The organism is Tianweitania sediminis, assembly GCF_017813335.1.
GTDB classification, from domain to species: Bacteria; Pseudomonadota; Alphaproteobacteria; order Rhizobiales; family Rhizobiaceae; genus Tianweitania; species Tianweitania sediminis.
Map to the genome: position 1 here is coordinate 91566 of NZ_JAGIYY010000004.1, position 14701 is coordinate 106266.

Here is a 14701-nt window from a genome sequence, read left to right on the forward strand (position 1 = left end):
TCAGAGTGGGATGTTGTCGTGCTTCTTCCAGGGGTTCTTGAGGTCCTTGTTGCGCAGCATCCGCAGCGCGCGGGCGATCCGTTTGCGCGTCGAGTGCGGCATGATCACTTCGTCGATATAGCCGCGCTCGGCCGCCACGAACGGGGACAGGAAGCGATCCTCATAGGCCTTGGTGTGCGCGGCGATCTTGTCCTTGTCGCCGATGTCCTTGCGGTAGATGATTTCCACCGCGCCCTTGGCGCCCATCACGGCGATCTGCGCCGACGGCCAGGCATAGTTCATGTCGCCCCGCAGGTGCTTGGATGCCATCACGTCATAAGCGCCGCCATAGGCCTTGCGCGTGATCACGGTAATCTTCGGAACCGTCGCTTCCGCATACGCAAACAGCAGCTTGGCGCCGTGCTTGATCAGGCCGCCATATTCCTGCGCCGTGCCGGGCAGGAAGCCCGGAACATCCACAAAGGTGACGATTGGAATGTTGAAGCAGTCGCAGAAGCGCACGAACCGCGCAGCTTTGCGGCTTGCATCCGAGTCCAGCACGCCGGCGAGCACCATCGGCTGATTGGCGACGAACCCAACCGTGCGACCTTCGACGCGGCCAAAGCCGGTGACAATGTTCTTTGCGAAGCTTTCCTGGATCTCGAAGAAGTCGCCTTCATCGATCGTCTTCAGTATCAGTTCCTTGATGTCATAGGGCTTGTTGGCATTGTCGGGAATCAGCCGGTCGAGCGACATGTCCATGTCTTCGACGGACTGGAAATTTTCGATCTCGGGCAGGTCGCTCGTGTTGGACTGCGGCAGAAGGTCGATCAGGCGCCGCATCTGAAGCAGGGCCTCGACATCGTTATCATAGGCGCCATCGGCAATGGACGATTTCGTGGTGTGGACGGACGCGCCACCCAACTGTTCGGCGGTCACCGTCTCGTTCGTGACCGTCTTCACCACATCAGGGCCCGTGACGAACATGTAGGACGTATCACGCACCATGAAGATGAAGTCCGTCATGGCGGGGGAATAAACATCGCCGCCCGCGCAAGGGCCCATGATCACGGAAATCTGCGGAATGACGCCCGATGACAGCACGTTACGCTGGAAGATCTCGGCATAGCCGCCCAGGGCAGCCACGCCTTCCTGGATGCGGGCGCCGCCCGCGTCATAGATGCCGATGATCGGCGCGCGGTTGCGCAGCGCCATCTCCTGCACCTTCACCACCTTTTCGGCATGCGCTTCGGAAAGCGAGCCGCCGAACACCGTAAAGTCTTTGGCGAACAGGAAAACGGTGCGCCCGTTCACCGTGCCCCAGCCGGTCACGACGCCATCGCCGGCATATTTGGTTTTTTCCATGCCGAAGTCGGTGGAGCGGTGTTCGACGAACATGTCGAACTCTTCAAACGAGCCTTCATCGAGGAAGATCGCGATCCGCTCGCGGGCCGTCAGCTTGCCACGCTTGTGCTGGGCTGCAATGCGCTCCGCGCCGCCACCGGCGCGGGCAATCTCTCGACGACGTTCCAGTTCAACCAGCACGTCCTTCATTCTGATGTCTCCAGGCGTCAGCCAAACATTTGTTCGGTTGCTTGTTAGCCATCCCGTGCGGGGAGATCAACCGCTTCTGCAGCGGCCTACCAGGTGCCGGTGTTGGCCATGGAAGCCCAGGGTTCCGCCTTTTCCTTCGCGGGACCCTTCTGCAGCAGCTCGATCGAGATGCCGTCCGGCGTCTTGATGAAGGCCATGTTGCCGTCGCGGGGCGGGCGGTTGATGGTCACGCCGTTGTCCATCAGCCGCTGGCAGGTTGCGTAGATGTCGTCCACTTCATAGGCCAAATGGCCGAAGTTGCGCCCGCCGCTGTATTCCTCCGGATCCCAGTTGTGGGTGAGTTCGACCAGCGGCGCCTGATGGGTGATGCCGTTGTGCTCGTCTTCGGGAGCCGCCAGGAAGATCAGGGTGAACCGACCTTGCTGGTTCTCGATGCGGCGAACTTCCAGCAGGCCAAGCTTGTTGATGAAGAAGTCGAGCGACGCATCGACATCGCTGACGCGGATCATGGTGTGCAGGTAACGCATGGCAATCGTCCCGTTTTCTAGAGGCCGGCCGCTCATATGGCGCAGGCTGAGTTCGGCGCAAGCGGACTCGGGTGGAGCACCCGGTCTGCGGCGAGTGTGATAGATAGTCCACACCTGCGAATCCACGCGCTTGAGCAAATGTTAAAAAGTAGTGTTCGGCACTTGCCGGGGTCGGAGTCACAGGTGCTATCTTGAAGTCAGAATCAGGTGATTTGGTTTGGCGAAGGGGCTCGCGAACGATGGGGCAGAAGGCCATTTCAGCACGGCATGAGGCCGGCATGGCTGGCTCCGCGAGCCAGACGGGGATTGAGGCCGAAGAAGGCGTCGAGGTCCTGGAAATCGCGGGCTCCATCAAGTGGTTCGATGTCGCCAAGGGCTTCGGCTTTATCTTGCCCGACCAGCCCGGCCTGGGTGATATTCTTCTTCATGTGACCTGCCTGCGCCGCGACGGCTTCCAAACCGCACTCGAAGGCGCCCGCGTGGTTTGCCTCGTGAAGCAGGGCGAGCGTGGCTTGCAGGCGTTCAAGGTGCTGTCGATCGACATGTCGACGGCCGTTCATCCTGCGGAAAATCAGGCGCAGCGCACCCATTCGGCGGTAACCGCGGAAAGCGGCATCGAGCGGGCCTTGGTGAAGTGGTTTAACCGCACCAAGGGCTTTGGCTTCCTCACACGCGGCGAGGGCACGGAAGATATTTTCGTGCATATGGAAACCCTGCGCCGCTATGGCTTGACCGAGCTCCGTCCAGGGCAGGTTGTGCTTGTTCGCTTCGGCCGCAGCGGCAAGGGGCTGATGGCAGCTGAAATTCATCCCGATGTCGGAACACTGCCGGTCTCGCACTGACGCGCAGCTGCGCTAGATGATCCGGCACCCGGACCAGCGAGATCGCTTCATGCATCCCATTCCATCGTACCTGCGCATCATCCTTTTCGCGCTTCTTCTTGCAACGGGTTTCGCCAAACCCGCATTTTCGCTCGACGGCGAAGCCCAGATGCTTCCGGTTCATCCTGCGCCGCTGGTGGTTACCACCTCCGACGGCGAAAAGAAGTTCTCCATCGAGGTTGCGGATGATCCGGCTGAGCGTGAGCGCGGACTGATGTTTCGCGAAAGCCTGCCGACCGATCGCGGCATGCTTTTCGTTTTCGAAAGCACCAGGCCGGTGGGCTTCTGGATGAAAAACACGCCGCTCCCGCTTGATCTGGTTTTCATCCGCGACGACGGAACGATCGCGGCCATCGAGCCGGGGGAGCCTTTCTCCGAAGCAACAATCTCGACGCCGCAGCCGATCCGCTTCGTGCTGGAGCTGGAGCAGGGCACGGCCGAGCGCACCGGCCTCAAGCCCGGCGATCGCCTGGACCATCCGCTGATTGCCGCTGTGGCAAAAGCCAACTGAGCCCAGTTCGTCCGAAGCATGCCCCAGTTCTTCTCGCATGATGGTTTTGAACTGTCCTTCGTCGACGAGGGCAGCGGCGAGCCTGTCCTTTTGTTGCACGGCTTTGCCTCCAGCATCGTCTTCAATTGGACAAATCCAGGCTGGATCAAGACGCTGACCGGGGCAGGCTATCGGGTGATCGCCTTTGATCACCGTGGCCATGGCGCCTCGACCAAGAGCTACGAGACTGCCGATTATCATCCGGATGCCTTGGCGTCAGACGCGGTTGCATTGCTTGACCATCTGTCGATCCCACGCGCCCACGTGTTCGGCTATTCCATGGGAGCGCGCGTCGCCGCGTTCATGGCGCTGCAGGCGCCCGATCGCGTGGCGACGCTGATCTTCGGTGGACTTGGATCCGGTATGGTCGATGGCGTTGGAGACTGGGATCCGATCGCAGATGCGCTGACGGCTGAAGATCCTACCGCAATCAGCCACCCGCGCGGCAAGATGTTCCGGGCCTTCGCCGATCAAACGCGCAGCGACCGTATGGCTCTGGCGGCATGCATTGCTGAATCGCGCGCGGAGCTCAGCCAAGCGCGCTTGTCGCAGATCCATCAGCCGACGCTGGTTGCCGTTGGCACCAAGGACGATATCGGCGGCTCACCGCAGCGTTTGGCGGCCATGCTGCCGCATGGCGAGGCGTTCGCCATCGAAGGGCGCGATCATATGCTCTCAGTGGGTGACCGCAGCTTCAAGGCCCGCGTGCTCGCGTTTCTGAGCGCCCATCTGCTCGGCGCAGAGATCTGACAGCTCAGCGCCCGCGAAACACAGGCTGTCGCCGCTCACGAAAAGCACGTCTTCCTTCCGCATAATCTTCGCTGGCGAAAGTGGCGGCGCCCATGGCGGCAGCTTCCTCGAGCATGGCTTCGTCATCGGCCAGAACCGCGTTGATTGCCCTCTTGCTGGCGCGGTGTGTCAGCGGGGCGTTGGCAGCGATTGTTGCGGCCAGTGCTGCGACCCGCTCATCCAGATGATCGCTTTTCACCACATCGAGAAGAAGACCGCCCTGATGAGCCTCAGCCGCGGTGATCTGCTGGCCGGTGTGGATCAGGAAACGCGCCAGTTGCGGTCCGGCGGCCCAGACCACATGCCGAATGCTTTCGGCCGGGTAGGCGAGGCCAAGCTTTGCCGCCGGGATCGAAAACCGCGCATCAGCGGTGGCAAGGCGCAGGTCGCAGGAGATCGCGAGGCCCAGTCCGCCGCCGAGGCAATTGCCGCGAATGGCCGCAATAGTCGGGATCGGAAGCTCTCTCAGGGCGCCGAAAGCCCTGGCGTTGAGATCTTCGTAGGCACGTGCCGTTTCGGGATCGCGCCGCACCGTGTCGAATTCAGCAATATCGGCGCCGGCGCAGAAGTCGTTTCCTTCGCCCCGCAAAACCAGCACACGGCAACTTGCGTCGGCAGCCACATCCCGCAACGCGTTGATCAACGCGGACCACATCGCCGCTGTCATCGCATTCTTTTTGGCTGGTCGATCGATCGTCAGCGTTGCAACGCCGTTAACTGCATCCACACGGATCGGCGCGATTTCTGCCTCGGCTTGAAAGTCCATTCATCAGTTCCACTTGAAAGATGATCGACGAAAATTCATTTCCGCGTCACGGCGCTTTGGCATAGTTTCCATTCTCAACCAAGCCGGCCGTACAAACGACCGCCAGGCCCGGAGCAGAAGCATGAACATCCGCAGCGCGATCCGATCAAGCGTCGTCCAGTCGATGGATCCGATTTGGAGCGCGGTTCAGGAAGAAGCGGCGGCTGCCGTCGAGCGCGACCCGCTGCTGGCAGCTTTCCTATTTTCCACGATTCTGAACCAGGCATCGCTCGAAGACGCCGTAATCCATCGGATTGCCGAACGGCTTGATCACCATGATGTCGCCGCCGACCTCATCCGGCAGACCTTCAAGGCCATGAATCGGGATAACCTGGACTGGAGCGAGGTCGTGCGCTCCGACATTCAGGCTTATTTCGACCGCGATCCTGCTTGCGACCGGTTCATGATGCCGCTGCTTTATTTCAAGGGCTTTCACGCCATCCAGACGCATCGCCTGGCCCACTGGCTTTGGTCTGAGGGGCGTCGCGACTTTGCGCTTTATCTGCAAAGCCGATCGTCATCCGTGTTCGCCACGGACATCCATCCGGCTGCTCGCTTTGGCCGAGGGATTTTTCTTGATCACGCGACCGGTCTGGTTGCAGGCGAAACAGCTGTCATCGAAGACAATGTCTCGATGCTTCATGCGGTCACTCTCGGCGGCACCGGGAAGGCGGGCGGGGATCGCCATCCAAAGATTCGTCATGGCGTTCTGATCGGCGCCGGCGCCAAGATCCTCGGCAACATCGAGATCGGCCACTGCTCCAAGGTTGCCGCGGGGTCGGTCGTGCTGCAGTCCATCCCGAACAACAAGACGGTGGCGGGAGTTCCGGCAAAGATCGTCGGCGAGTCGGGTTGTGACCAGCCCGCCCACCAGATGGACCACGCGTTCCCAGTCGGCGGCGAGCGCGCCTGACTTCACAGCTTCGGTGCCCTATCTGGGTTTACGCGCTTCCGGCTGCATGCCAGAAGCGCGCTTCGCATTTTCAAGGAATATCGAGGAGTACCGCCCTGTGAAACCCGACGAGATCAAGAAGCTCGACGCCTATTTCAAGCGGGTCTTCCGCAATCCTGGCCTGCAGGTGAAGGCGCGTCCGCGTAAGGACGACTCCGCCGAAGTCTACATGGGTGACGAGTTCCTCGGCATCGTTTTCAAGGACGATGAAGACGGCGAACTGTCCTACAACTTCTCCATGGCCATCCTCGACGTCGATCTTTGAGATGTCAGTTTGCCGTGCGCAACCAGCTTTGCGCACGGCTGCGGACCTTGGCGTCCAGCTCCGCAGCCTGGGCGAGCAGCCGGCGCGGGAAGCGATAGGTGAGACTTAACTCTTCGCCCAGTCGCAGGTCACGCTCGCATGGCGCAAGCGACTGCGTAGCGGCTTCCGCGATCAGGCAGCGGGCGACATAAGCCTCCTGGCCTGTTCCGATGATCAACTCTTCATCCTGGTAGCCGGACGACGGAATGAAGCGGTGGCTGGTCAGTCCCGGTGCCACAGCGCGACCGCTGGGTTCGATAAGCTTGCTGTAGATCGGTGCAAGCCGGCCGCTCATGTCGCGCGACATGCTGGCTTCCCCGATCGACAGAAAGACGATGCTGCGTTCCTTTTCGGCGTTGTTGAAGGCGTCGCGCTTTTCAGGCGAATAGCCTTCCATCTCGGGCCAGTGGAGATAAAGCTCCAGGCGCTCGGCAACGCCATCCCGGCGAGCATCCTCAAAGCGGATGGCGTTGTCGGGGATGGCAAGGACGTTGTTGCCGATGACGATCTCTCGCGATGTCAGAGAGTCGCTATGACCTGCCAGAACCAGTGACTGCCCCAGCCACTTGCCCCCGACGCTGATTACCGCGGCCAACAAGACCATCGCCAGACCCGCCGAGATGACGCGCTTGACGAAGCGCAGTTCACCAAGCGCGAGGGCGTCTGAAGGAGCAGGGTCCATCCGGCAACAAAAGCTTTCTTCGGGGAAACAAGGACACGAAGGCTTCCGCGCCTTACAATGCCGGCTCATGGTAAATGTAGCACTAATTTTCCTGGAGGACTGCTCATGCCCCTTTACGCGCTTGGAGATCGCGAGCCGCGCCTAGATGACAGGTCGTCGATCTGGATTGCCCCCGATGCGACGATCATCGGCGACATCCATATTCAAGCGGATGTCGGAATCTGGTTCGGCTCTGTGCTTCGGGGAGACAACGAACCGATCGTGATCGGGCGAGGCTCAAACGTTCAGGAGCACACCGTGATGCACACGGACATCGGCTTTCCGCTCACGGTGGGAAACGGGTGCACAATCGGCCATCGCGCCATGCTGCACGGGTGCACCATTGGCGCTAACAGCCTAATCGGCATGGGAGCCATCGTCCTGAACGGCGCCGTGATTGGCGAAAACAGCCTTGTGGGTGCGGGCGCACTGGTGACGGAAGGCAAATCCTTTCCGTCAAACTCGCTGATTGTCGGCTCGCCGGCCAAGGTCATCCGGACCTTGAGCACGGACGAGGTGGAACGGCTTCGATGGTCGGCGATCCACTACCAGAAGAACGCGATGCGCTTCCGTGATGGTCTGAAGGAGATCTGAAGAAGCGGAGCCGACCCTTGGGGAAGGGCCGGCTCCTGAACCCGGTCGTTCGGGACGGGGAGGTGGGGACTCGACCGGGTTGTTCGCTGATCCCTGCTACTTCAGGCTGCCGACGAGTACGTCGCGCCCATCTTCGATGGAAACCCAGATTCCGGCATGCTTTTCCGACTGGCGCTTGAGGAACCGGTATTCCGTGTCGGTCCAGGCGAGAACGCGGGGTTCGAGATTGTCGAGGATGAAATCGCCCATGCTGGTGCGCAGCGTCAGCACCGCATGGCCGGCGCCGTTCTTCTGGCGCACCACCGTCATAAGCAGATTGCTTGCGGAGATTCCGCGTTCGGACAGCATCCGGCGCTTTTCCAGGGCGTAGTCTTCGCAATCGCCGACACCATGTGTGGGGTAGGACCAAACTTCCTCACGGCCCCACATCTCCATGTCTGTCATTGGTGTGACCATGGTGTTCACGAGGTTGTTCACCTCGACCACCTCGGCCCAGAGTTCCCGCGTCAGCGCCACAGGCGCCTCGACTTGAGCATGGCGCCGGCAATCCTCGACATAGCTCTGGCAGAACTCGTAGTGGCCCACGGGCTGCGTCGAACGACCGGCGGTGGGCATCGTAGAATTGGCTGAAGCAAATGTAGTGAGTGTCAGTGTCTGGACTAGAACAGATGCTGCCAGTATAAACGTCTTCCCAAAGGACATGTATTTGTCTCCCCGTCGAAAGAGACAATGACACAGACGCCTTGAGCTTGATCCAAGAAGAGCATCGGTTTTTGAGGTAAGCTTTATTCAAAAGCGAGCGTGCGTGTATTCGCTTCCTTAACGCTTCGTTGTTGCTGCGTTAACTATCAGCCCGCTCCTGAGCATCCATATGGCTTGACCTGCAGGCAACAAAAAAGGGGCCCGGAGGCCCCTTTGATCATCTGATCGAATGATCAGTGCGTGGCAATCGGATGAGCGAACTCGGCTTCCAGCGTTTCGGCGTGTTGAACGGCAGCAAACTCGATCGCCACACCATCGTCGAAATGCCGCACGACCTGCCCGCGCATCGTCCCTAGCGACACCTGGATGCCAAGGGCCGGTTTGACATCGAGTTCGATTGCCGCACCAGACAGAGAAAGGTCGATAATTCGGCACTGGTATTCGCGTCCATCGGCCAGGCGCAGGATGGTCATTGGATTGCGCGGCGCGACGCGATCGTGGCGTCGATCCTCGGGCAGGTCGAGCTCATGCTTGTTGGCAAGCCAGGTTAGCTGCGCGGCAAGCTTGTCGCGCTTGCGATCGGACGCAAGCACGGTCATGGCGAAGCCTTCCGGAATCGTCCGCGTAACAACGCCTTCGATTCGGCCGATATGATCGAGATAGGCGATGACCTTTTCGCCGGGAACGCCTGCTGTATCACAGCGAAACGCCACATTGCCGGGCGACATGTCGATCACCTGGCAAGGATGCTCAGATCGATCCTCCAGCATATAGCGGCCATAGATTTTAACACGGACGCGCTGGAAGTTGCGTCGTTCCGCACCGGACGGCGCAGTGTCGATCGCCGCTGACCTCATTGTCCCGCCCTTTCGGAAACTCGTCTCTGCTATTGCAGGAATATGCCGAAATTCTACGGTTTCACCTGTTAATAAGCGGTAAGCTTAATAAGCACTGTTGCGGAAATTAAGCACTTGAGACGTCCCGGCAAAAACGAGCTGAGCCGAGTAGAGGGCAACGTAAGCTGTCAATAAAGAGCAGGATCGCCCTGCAGCGCCTCGGAAAGCAACTGGTCATACCGGTTGCGCGGAACGTCCACCGCCCCGAAGCGCTTCAGGTGCTCCGTCGTGAACTGCGTGTCCAGAAGAACAAAGCCGCGTTCCCGCAGATGCTCCACAAGATGCACAAGGCAGACCTTGGATGCATCCTTTTCCCGGGAAAACATGCTTTCTCCAAAGAAGGCACGGCCGAGCGTCACCCCGTAGAGGCCGCCCACCAGCCGGTCGTCGCGCCACGCCTCGACCGTGTGGCAATGGCCCCGGGCAAAGAGTTCGGCATAAGCCTCGCGAATCGGGCCATTGATCCAGGTCTTTTCCCGGCCGTCGCTGCTTTCCGAACAGCCGTCGACTACCCCAACGAAGGTTGTGTCGCGCTTCACATCGAAGCGCGCCTGCCGGATGATCTTCGCAAGACTTTTTGGAACGTGAAAGCCGTCGAGCGGGATGATGCCGCGGATCTCTGGACGCACCCAGAACACCTCGGGATCATCCGCTTCCTCGGCCATGGGAAACACTCCCGACGCGTAGGCGCGCAAAAGCAGGTCCGGCGGGATCCGGTATCCGGGAGCGAAAGGACGCGCCGCCATGGGAGGCCGATCAGTGCCCGGCGGCGAGATGTTTCTCCAGCCAATGGATGTCGTAGTCTCCATTGGCGATATCAGGATTGCCCACGAGTTCGCGGAAAAGAGGCAGCGTGGTGTCGATCCCGTCCACCACGAACTCATCCAGCGCACGCCGAAGCCGCATCATGCATTCCACACGGTTGCGTCCGTGCACGATGAGCTTCCCGATCAGGCTGTCGTAGTAGGGCGGGATGCGATAGCCGCTGTAAACGCCGGAATCGACGCGGATGCCAAGGCCGCCCGGTGTATGGAAATGCGTGATCGTGCCGGGCGATGGCACGAAGGTCCGCGCATTCTCCGCGTTGATGCGGCATTCGATGGCGTGGCCGGAGAAGCGCACCTCATCCTGCTTCAGCGACAGGCCGCCGCCGGATGCAACGCGAATCTGTTCGTGAACGAGGTCGAGGCCAGTGATGGCTTCCGTGACCGGATGCTCCACCTGCAGGCGCGTGTTCATCTCGATGAAGTAGAACTCGCCGTTCTCATACAAGAACTCGATCGTTCCCGCACCGGAATAGCCCAGGTCACCGATGGCTTTGGCGCAAACCTCACCGATGCGCTCCCTTTGCTCCTCGTTGAGAGCAGGGGAATTGGCTTCTTCCCACACCTTCTGGTGCCGGCGCTGCAGCGAGCAGTCGCGCTCGCCCAGATGGATTGCGCCGCCCCGGCCGTCGCCCATCACCTGCACTTCGATGTGGCGCGGCTTCTCAAGGTACTTCTCGATGTAAACGGCATCGTCGCCGAAGGCTGCGCCTGCTTCGGCCTTCGCGGTGGAAAGCGCCAGCGAAAGGTCGGCCTCGCTGCGTGCCACCTTCATGCCGCGGCCGCCGCCGCCGGCGGATGCCTTGATCAGAACCGGATAGCCGATTTCCGCTGCCACGCGCTTGGCTTCCACCTCGTCGCCGATCGCGCCTTCCGAGCCTGGAACAACCGGGATGCCCAGTCGCTTGGCCGTACGCTTGGCTTCGATCTTGTCGCCCATCACGCGGATGTGGTCACCCGACGGACCGATGAAGGTGATGTTGTGGGCGGCCAGTATGTCCGCGAATTTCGCATTCTCCGACAGAAAGCCATAGCCCGGATGGATGGCGTCAGCGCCGGTGATTTCGCACGCCGACACGATCTGGTGGATGTTGAGGTAGCTGTCGCGCGCGGGCGGCGGCCCGATGCAGACGCTTTCATCCGCAAGGCGCACGTGCATCGCATCGGCGTCGGCCGTGGAGTGGATGGCAACCGTCTGGATGCCGAGTTCCTTGGCGGCACGCAGCACGCGCAGCGCGATCTCGCCTCGGTTCGCGATCAGGATTTTCTGGAACATGGTGTTACTCGATCACCACCAGAGGTTCGCCGAATTCAACAGGCTGCGAGTCCTCACACAAAACCGCAACCACGGTCCCGGACCGTGGCGCCGGAATCTGGTTCATGGTCTTCATGGCTTCGATGATGAGAAGCGTCTGGCCTTCGCGCACGGTCTGCCCCACTTCAACAAAGGGGCGGGCGCCAGGCGACGGCGAGAGATAGGCGGTGCCGACCATTGGCGATGTCACGGCGTTCTTGAGCGCATCACCCGCGGGCGTTGCGGCTGGAGCAGAAGCCGCGGCAGCGGCAGCGGGCGGGGGTGGTGCCATCGGAGCCGGCGCATAGGCTTGAACCGCGGGCTGCTGCCTTGCCACCCTGAGCTTCAGGCTTCCATACTCGACCTCGATCTCGGTGAGATTGGTGTCGTTCAAAATCCCGGCGAGATCACGGATGAGTTGCTGATCGATGCCGTTCTGCTCATGCGACATTTCTTGTTCCTTCAAGGTCGTTTTGGTGCGGCTCACAACCGGGCCGCGACAGCTTGCAACGCAAGAACGTAGCCGAACGGGCCGAACCCGCAGATCACGCCGGTGGCGACCGGCGATACCATGGACGTGTGGCGAAAGGCTTCGCGTGCGTGGATGTTGGAAAGATGGACTTCGGCGACGGGCAGCGTCCCGACCGAACGAAGTGCGTCGTGGATGGCAATCGACGTGTGGCTGTAAGCGCCCGGATTGATCACGATCCCGGCGGCCGCGTCGCCAGCTTCCTGGATCCAGTCCACCAGGACGCCTTCGTGGTTCGTTTGCCGGAAGTCCACGGTCAGTCGGAGGCTCTCCGCCTGTGTGCGGCAATCTGCATGGATCTCGTCCAGGGTCTTCGCGCCGTAAATGCCGGGTTCGCGTTTGCCCAGCATGTTCAGGTTCGGACCATTGAGAACGAAAATCGGCTTCGACATTGCCACTCCCGGCAGCCGCGGCGGCGGACGCATCCGCGCCCTCTATAAGGGGGTGCAGCACGCTCGAAAAGAGCGTTCCCGCATTTTCCAAAGCTTGCTGGGGCGCTACTGCTTCGCCGCGGCGAGCTTCTCGAGAAGATCCTCTGCACCCACGGCACCAAACACGATCTCATCGCCGACGACATAGGCGGGCGTGCCGGTGATGGCGAGCTTGCTGGCAAGTTCGTAGGTGGAAGCGAATTCATCGTTGATGGTGGGGTCACGCATGGCTTCGCGAAGAGCGAACTCCTCGACGCCGAGATCGGTCGCAACCCGGACCGCTGCCGCTTCACCGGCCCGACCGCTGCCGCTCAGGAGACGGATGTGGAATTCGGGGTACTTTTCCGGTGCGATCTTCTTCAAGGCGGCGGATACCACATGCGCCTGCTGCGAATCCGGCCCCAGGATCGGGAACTCCTTCAGGACGAAGCGCAGGTCCGGGTTTTCCTGCACCATGGTCTGCATGTCCGACAGCGCGTGCTTGCAGTAGCCGCAGTTGTAATCGAAGAACTCGACCACCGTGGTTCTCGCATCGGGATTGCCAATGATTCCGTCATGGGGCGAGCGGAAGATCGCATCACCTTCCTGCTGCAAAACCGCCAGCTGTTGCTCTTTTTGTGCCGATTCCTGGCGCGCCACCAGTGCCTGCTGCACCTCGATCAGGATTTCAGGGTTCTCGAGCAGGTAATCACGGACGATCCCCTCGATGCGGGCCTTTTCGGCCCCGTCCGTGGCCTGAGCGGGGGCAGTGGCCTCGTTCGAATGGGCAGCACTTGGAAGCGCCGCAAGGTACCCCGTGCCGATGACGGCCACGGCGGCCAGCCCACCCGCGAGCGAAAGAACGACGTTGCGCATGGTGGTTACCCCGGATTTGCTCATGGAAGCCTCGGTTCAGCTTTTCGGCTTCTGGCGTGAAGAAATGATGTCCTGCGCCCGAATCCAGGATGGCGAGCCGCGTTGGAGGCGTTGTTGCGCGCGCGCCGCAAAGATCATCGCATCCTGGTAATTGCCGGAATAATAATGGCCCTCGGCGGTGGCCAGTTCGGCATCGCCGATCTGCCCCGCCTGGCCATAAGCGCGCGCCAGGGACTGGTATCCGTTGATGAACTCACGGTCTCGCTCCAGCCCTTGCCGCAACGCCGTTGTTGCGGGCTTCAGGTTCTCCGGCTTGCCTGTGGCAAGCAGTGCCTGGCCGTAAAGGATCTGCAGGATGCCGGAGCGGTTGGGATCGAGCTTCGTCGCCGCCGCGAAGGACTTTGCGGCTTCGGCCGGGCGGTTCGCCCGCATCAGAACCTCGCCTTTGAGCTCATGGAAATAGGGGTTCTTCGGCATCGATTGCAGCAGTGCCTCCGTTTTCTGAAGGGCTGATGCGGGATTGCCTCGCAGGAAGGTGTTGATGGCGTCGCCATAAGCAGCCGCGGGGCCCCCGGAAAGACGGCGGTTAAGCCGTGCCGCGGCAGCTTGGCTTCCGGTGAAGGCGGCGATCTTGGCGCGCATCATGTCGTGACGCTGCTGCAGGTTGTCCGGATCGGTCTTGTTGTAGTGCGGGCTCTTTTCGGCAAGCGTCGTGAGATTCGCGATGCGATCGCGCGGCATCGGATGGCTGATCTGGTACGGGTCGACTCGCGTGCCGGACAAGGCAAGCGCGCTCTGAAAGCGGCTGAACGTCGTCAGCATCCCCTTGGCGGACTGGCCTGTGCTTTCAAGGTAGCGCATGGCGGCTCGGTCGGCCGTCACCTCTTCCGTGCGCTGGTAGCCGAGAATGCTGCGGCGCGCAGCCTCGCTGCTGCCCATCGCCACGCCCATTCCCGCTTGCCCGGCGCCCCGGTTGCCGGACACAGCGCCACCCAGCGCCGCGCCCATTCCGAGCAGGCCGGCAACAACGGCAATGGTTTGGGCACGTGCGATCTGGTCGCGCAGGCGTTGCTGGTGACCGCCCGCAATGTGTCCTGCTTCGTGCGCAAGCACCCCGATGATCTCATTGGGCGTTTCCGACGCAACAAGCGCCCCGGTATTCACGAAGATGCGGCGCCCCGCCACAAAGGCATTGAAGCTCGGGTCATTCACCAGCACGATCTGAATGCCGGAATTCGCCAGGCCGGCAGCCTTCAGGATCGGCCGCGCATACTCCGAAACGAGTGCCTCGATCTCGGCATCGCGCACGATGGGAACGTTGCGGTTCTGGGCACTGGCCGGCTGGGAGCCGGTGACCGCCACAACGGCAGCGATAAGGACGCTGCAGGCAGCACGGCTGAAGTCACGAAGATGGCGCAAGGTCGTCTTCCCCATGAAGTGCGCTGGTAAACGAGGCGAACAGCGATGAAAAGACGCTCGGCCCGCTGTCATGAACTTGTGATCCCCACATCAAT

At 61.0% G+C, this 14701-nt stretch carries 18 protein-coding genes; 6 read left to right on the forward strand and 12 right to left on the reverse strand.

Annotated elements, in window-relative coordinates; translation table 11 throughout:
- Together J5Y06_RS13385 and J5Y06_RS13390 are read right to left on the reverse strand one after the other, a co-directional pair.
- Entirely contained in the window at window positions 1–1533 is a 1533-nt protein-coding gene (locus tag J5Y06_RS13385) for an acyl-CoA carboxylase subunit beta (protein ID WP_209335685.1), read from the reverse strand.
- A gap of 86 nt (window positions 1534–1619) precedes the next feature.
- Window positions 1620–2060 carry a VOC family protein gene (locus J5Y06_RS13390; protein ID WP_209335686.1) on the reverse strand — a complete coding sequence of 147 codons (441 nt, stop codon included), beginning with the start codon at window positions 2058–2060 and terminating at the stop codon, window positions 1620–1622.
- Window positions 2061–2338: 278 nt separating this feature from the next.
- On the opposite strand from J5Y06_RS13390, the gene J5Y06_RS13395 reads away from it, so the two are divergent.
- The 3 genes from J5Y06_RS13395 to J5Y06_RS13405 are packed head-to-tail and all read left to right on the forward strand — an operon-like array spanning window position 2339 to window position 4241.
- Window positions 2339–2902: a cold-shock protein gene (locus tag J5Y06_RS13395; protein ID WP_245247837.1), complete on the forward strand. Its 564-nt coding sequence runs from the start codon at window positions 2339–2341 to the stop codon at window positions 2900–2902.
- A 49-nt stretch (window positions 2903–2951) separates the two neighbouring features.
- The gene (locus tag J5Y06_RS13400) at window positions 2952–3452 is read left to right on the forward strand and encodes a DUF192 domain-containing protein (RefSeq protein WP_209335688.1); all 501 of its coding nucleotides are present in this window, start codon (window positions 2952–2954) and stop codon (window positions 3450–3452) included.
- A gap of 18 nt (window positions 3453–3470) precedes the next feature.
- On the forward strand, window positions 3471–4241 hold the full coding sequence (locus J5Y06_RS13405; protein WP_209335689.1) for an alpha/beta fold hydrolase: 771 nt from the start codon (window positions 3471–3473) through the stop codon (window positions 4239–4241).
- Window positions 4242–4245: 4 nt separating this feature from the next.
- Here J5Y06_RS13405 and J5Y06_RS13410 read toward each other — a convergent pair whose 3' ends face one another.
- On the reverse strand, window positions 4246–5046 hold the full coding sequence (locus J5Y06_RS13410; protein ID WP_209335690.1) for an enoyl-CoA hydratase-related protein: 801 nt from the start codon (window positions 5044–5046) through the stop codon (window positions 4246–4248).
- A 121-nt stretch (window positions 5047–5167) separates the two neighbouring features.
- On the opposite strand from J5Y06_RS13410, the gene cysE reads away from it, so the two are divergent.
- Entirely contained in the window at window positions 5168–5998 is an 831-nt protein-coding gene (gene cysE, locus J5Y06_RS13415) for a serine O-acetyltransferase (protein ID WP_209335691.1), read from the forward strand.
- A 97-nt stretch (window positions 5999–6095) separates the two neighbouring features.
- Window positions 6096–6302 (forward strand): DUF3126 family protein, encoded by a 207-nt coding sequence (locus J5Y06_RS13420; RefSeq protein WP_209335692.1) that lies wholly within the window; start codon window positions 6096–6098, stop codon window positions 6300–6302.
- 4 nt (window positions 6303–6306) lie between these two features.
- On the opposite strand, the gene J5Y06_RS13425 is transcribed toward J5Y06_RS13420, so the two are convergent.
- On the reverse strand, window positions 6307–7023 hold the full coding sequence (locus tag J5Y06_RS13425) for a hypothetical protein (RefSeq protein ID WP_209335693.1): 717 nt from the start codon (window positions 7021–7023) through the stop codon (window positions 6307–6309).
- Between the two features lie 105 nt (window positions 7024–7128).
- Here J5Y06_RS13425 and J5Y06_RS13430 point away from each other — a divergent pair, with 105 nt between their 5' ends.
- Window positions 7129–7656, forward strand: a complete 528-nt coding sequence (locus J5Y06_RS13430; protein ID WP_209335694.1) for a gamma carbonic anhydrase family protein — start codon at window positions 7129–7131, stop codon at window positions 7654–7656.
- Between the two features lie 96 nt (window positions 7657–7752).
- Here J5Y06_RS13430 and J5Y06_RS13435 read toward each other — a convergent pair whose 3' ends face one another.
- From J5Y06_RS13435 to J5Y06_RS13470, 8 genes are all read right to left on the reverse strand, one after another.
- Entirely contained in the window at window positions 7753–8358 is a 606-nt protein-coding gene (locus tag J5Y06_RS13435) for a transglutaminase-like cysteine peptidase (RefSeq protein WP_209335695.1), read from the reverse strand.
- A 233-nt stretch (window positions 8359–8591) separates the two neighbouring features.
- A complete protein-coding gene (locus J5Y06_RS13440; RefSeq protein ID WP_209335696.1) occupies window positions 8592–9215 on the reverse strand; it encodes a PilZ domain-containing protein in 624 nt (207 codons plus the stop codon).
- A gap of 167 nt (window positions 9216–9382) precedes the next feature.
- The gene (gene aat, locus J5Y06_RS13445; protein WP_245247839.1) at window positions 9383–10000 is read right to left on the reverse strand and encodes a leucyl/phenylalanyl-tRNA--protein transferase; all 618 of its coding nucleotides are present in this window, start codon (window positions 9998–10000) and stop codon (window positions 9383–9385) included.
- A 10-nt stretch (window positions 10001–10010) separates the two neighbouring features.
- Entirely contained in the window at window positions 10011–11354 is a 1344-nt protein-coding gene (gene accC / locus J5Y06_RS13450; RefSeq protein WP_209335698.1) for an acetyl-CoA carboxylase biotin carboxylase subunit, read from the reverse strand.
- Window positions 11355–11358: 4 nt separating this feature from the next.
- Complete coding sequence (accB, locus tag J5Y06_RS13455) at window positions 11359–11823, reverse strand: acetyl-CoA carboxylase biotin carboxyl carrier protein (RefSeq protein ID WP_209335699.1); 465 nt, start codon at window positions 11821–11823, stop codon at window positions 11359–11361.
- A gap of 32 nt (window positions 11824–11855) precedes the next feature.
- Window positions 11856–12293 carry a type II 3-dehydroquinate dehydratase gene (gene aroQ, locus J5Y06_RS13460; protein WP_209335700.1) on the reverse strand — a complete coding sequence of 146 codons (438 nt, stop codon included), beginning with the start codon at window positions 12291–12293 and terminating at the stop codon, window positions 11856–11858.
- 105 nt (window positions 12294–12398) lie between these two features.
- Entirely contained in the window at window positions 12399–13211 is an 813-nt protein-coding gene (locus J5Y06_RS13465) for a DsbA family protein (protein WP_245247840.1), read from the reverse strand.
- A 12-nt stretch (window positions 13212–13223) separates the two neighbouring features.
- Window positions 13224–14678 carry a M48 family metalloprotease gene (locus tag J5Y06_RS13470; RefSeq protein WP_385932101.1) on the reverse strand — a complete coding sequence of 485 codons (1455 nt, stop codon included), beginning with the start codon at window positions 14676–14678 and terminating at the stop codon, window positions 13224–13226.
- Window positions 14679–14701 lie beyond the last annotated feature (23 nt).

Coding starts and splice junctions, on each gene's coding strand:
- J5Y06_RS13385 (WP_209335685.1), bottom strand. CDS start 1,533: ATGAAGGACGTGCTGGTTGAACTGGAACGTCGTCGAGAGATTGCCCGC.
- J5Y06_RS13390 (WP_209335686.1), bottom strand. CDS start 2,060: ATGCGTTACCTGCACACCATGATCCGCGTCAGCGATGTCGATGCGTCG.
- J5Y06_RS13395 (WP_245247837.1), top strand. CDS start 2,339: ATGGCTGGCTCCGCGAGCCAGACGGGGATTGAGGCCGAAGAAGGCGTC.
- J5Y06_RS13400 (WP_209335688.1), top strand. CDS start 2,952: ATGCATCCCATTCCATCGTACCTGCGCATCATCCTTTTCGCGCTTCTT.
- J5Y06_RS13405 (WP_209335689.1), top strand. CDS start 3,471: ATGCCCCAGTTCTTCTCGCATGATGGTTTTGAACTGTCCTTCGTCGAC.
- J5Y06_RS13410 (WP_209335690.1), bottom strand. CDS start 5,046: ATGGACTTTCAAGCCGAGGCAGAAATCGCGCCGATCCGTGTGGATGCA.
- cysE (WP_209335691.1), top strand. CDS start 5,168: ATGAACATCCGCAGCGCGATCCGATCAAGCGTCGTCCAGTCGATGGAT.
- J5Y06_RS13425 (WP_209335693.1), bottom strand. CDS start 7,023: ATGGACCCTGCTCCTTCAGACGCCCTCGCGCTTGGTGAACTGCGCTTC.
- J5Y06_RS13430 (WP_209335694.1), top strand. CDS start 7,129: ATGCCCCTTTACGCGCTTGGAGATCGCGAGCCGCGCCTAGATGACAGG.
- J5Y06_RS13435 (WP_209335695.1), bottom strand. CDS start 8,358: ATGTCCTTTGGGAAGACGTTTATACTGGCAGCATCTGTTCTAGTCCAG.
- J5Y06_RS13440 (WP_209335696.1), bottom strand. CDS start 9,215: ATGAGGTCAGCGGCGATCGACACTGCGCCGTCCGGTGCGGAACGACGC.
- aat (WP_245247839.1), bottom strand. CDS start 10,000: ATGGCGGCGCGTCCTTTCGCTCCCGGATACCGGATCCCGCCGGACCTG.
- accC (WP_209335698.1), bottom strand. CDS start 11,354: ATGTTCCAGAAAATCCTGATCGCGAACCGAGGCGAGATCGCGCTGCGC.
- accB (WP_209335699.1), bottom strand. CDS start 11,823: ATGTCGCATGAGCAGAACGGCATCGATCAGCAACTCATCCGTGATCTC.
- aroQ (WP_209335700.1), bottom strand. CDS start 12,293: ATGTCGAAGCCGATTTTCGTTCTCAATGGTCCGAACCTGAACATGCTG.
- J5Y06_RS13465 (WP_245247840.1), bottom strand. CDS start 13,211: ATGAGCAAATCCGGGGTAACCACCATGCGCAACGTCGTTCTTTCGCTC.
- J5Y06_RS13470 (WP_385932101.1), bottom strand. CDS start 14,678: ATGACAGCGGGCCGAGCGTCTTTTCATCGCTGTTCGCCTCGTTTACCA.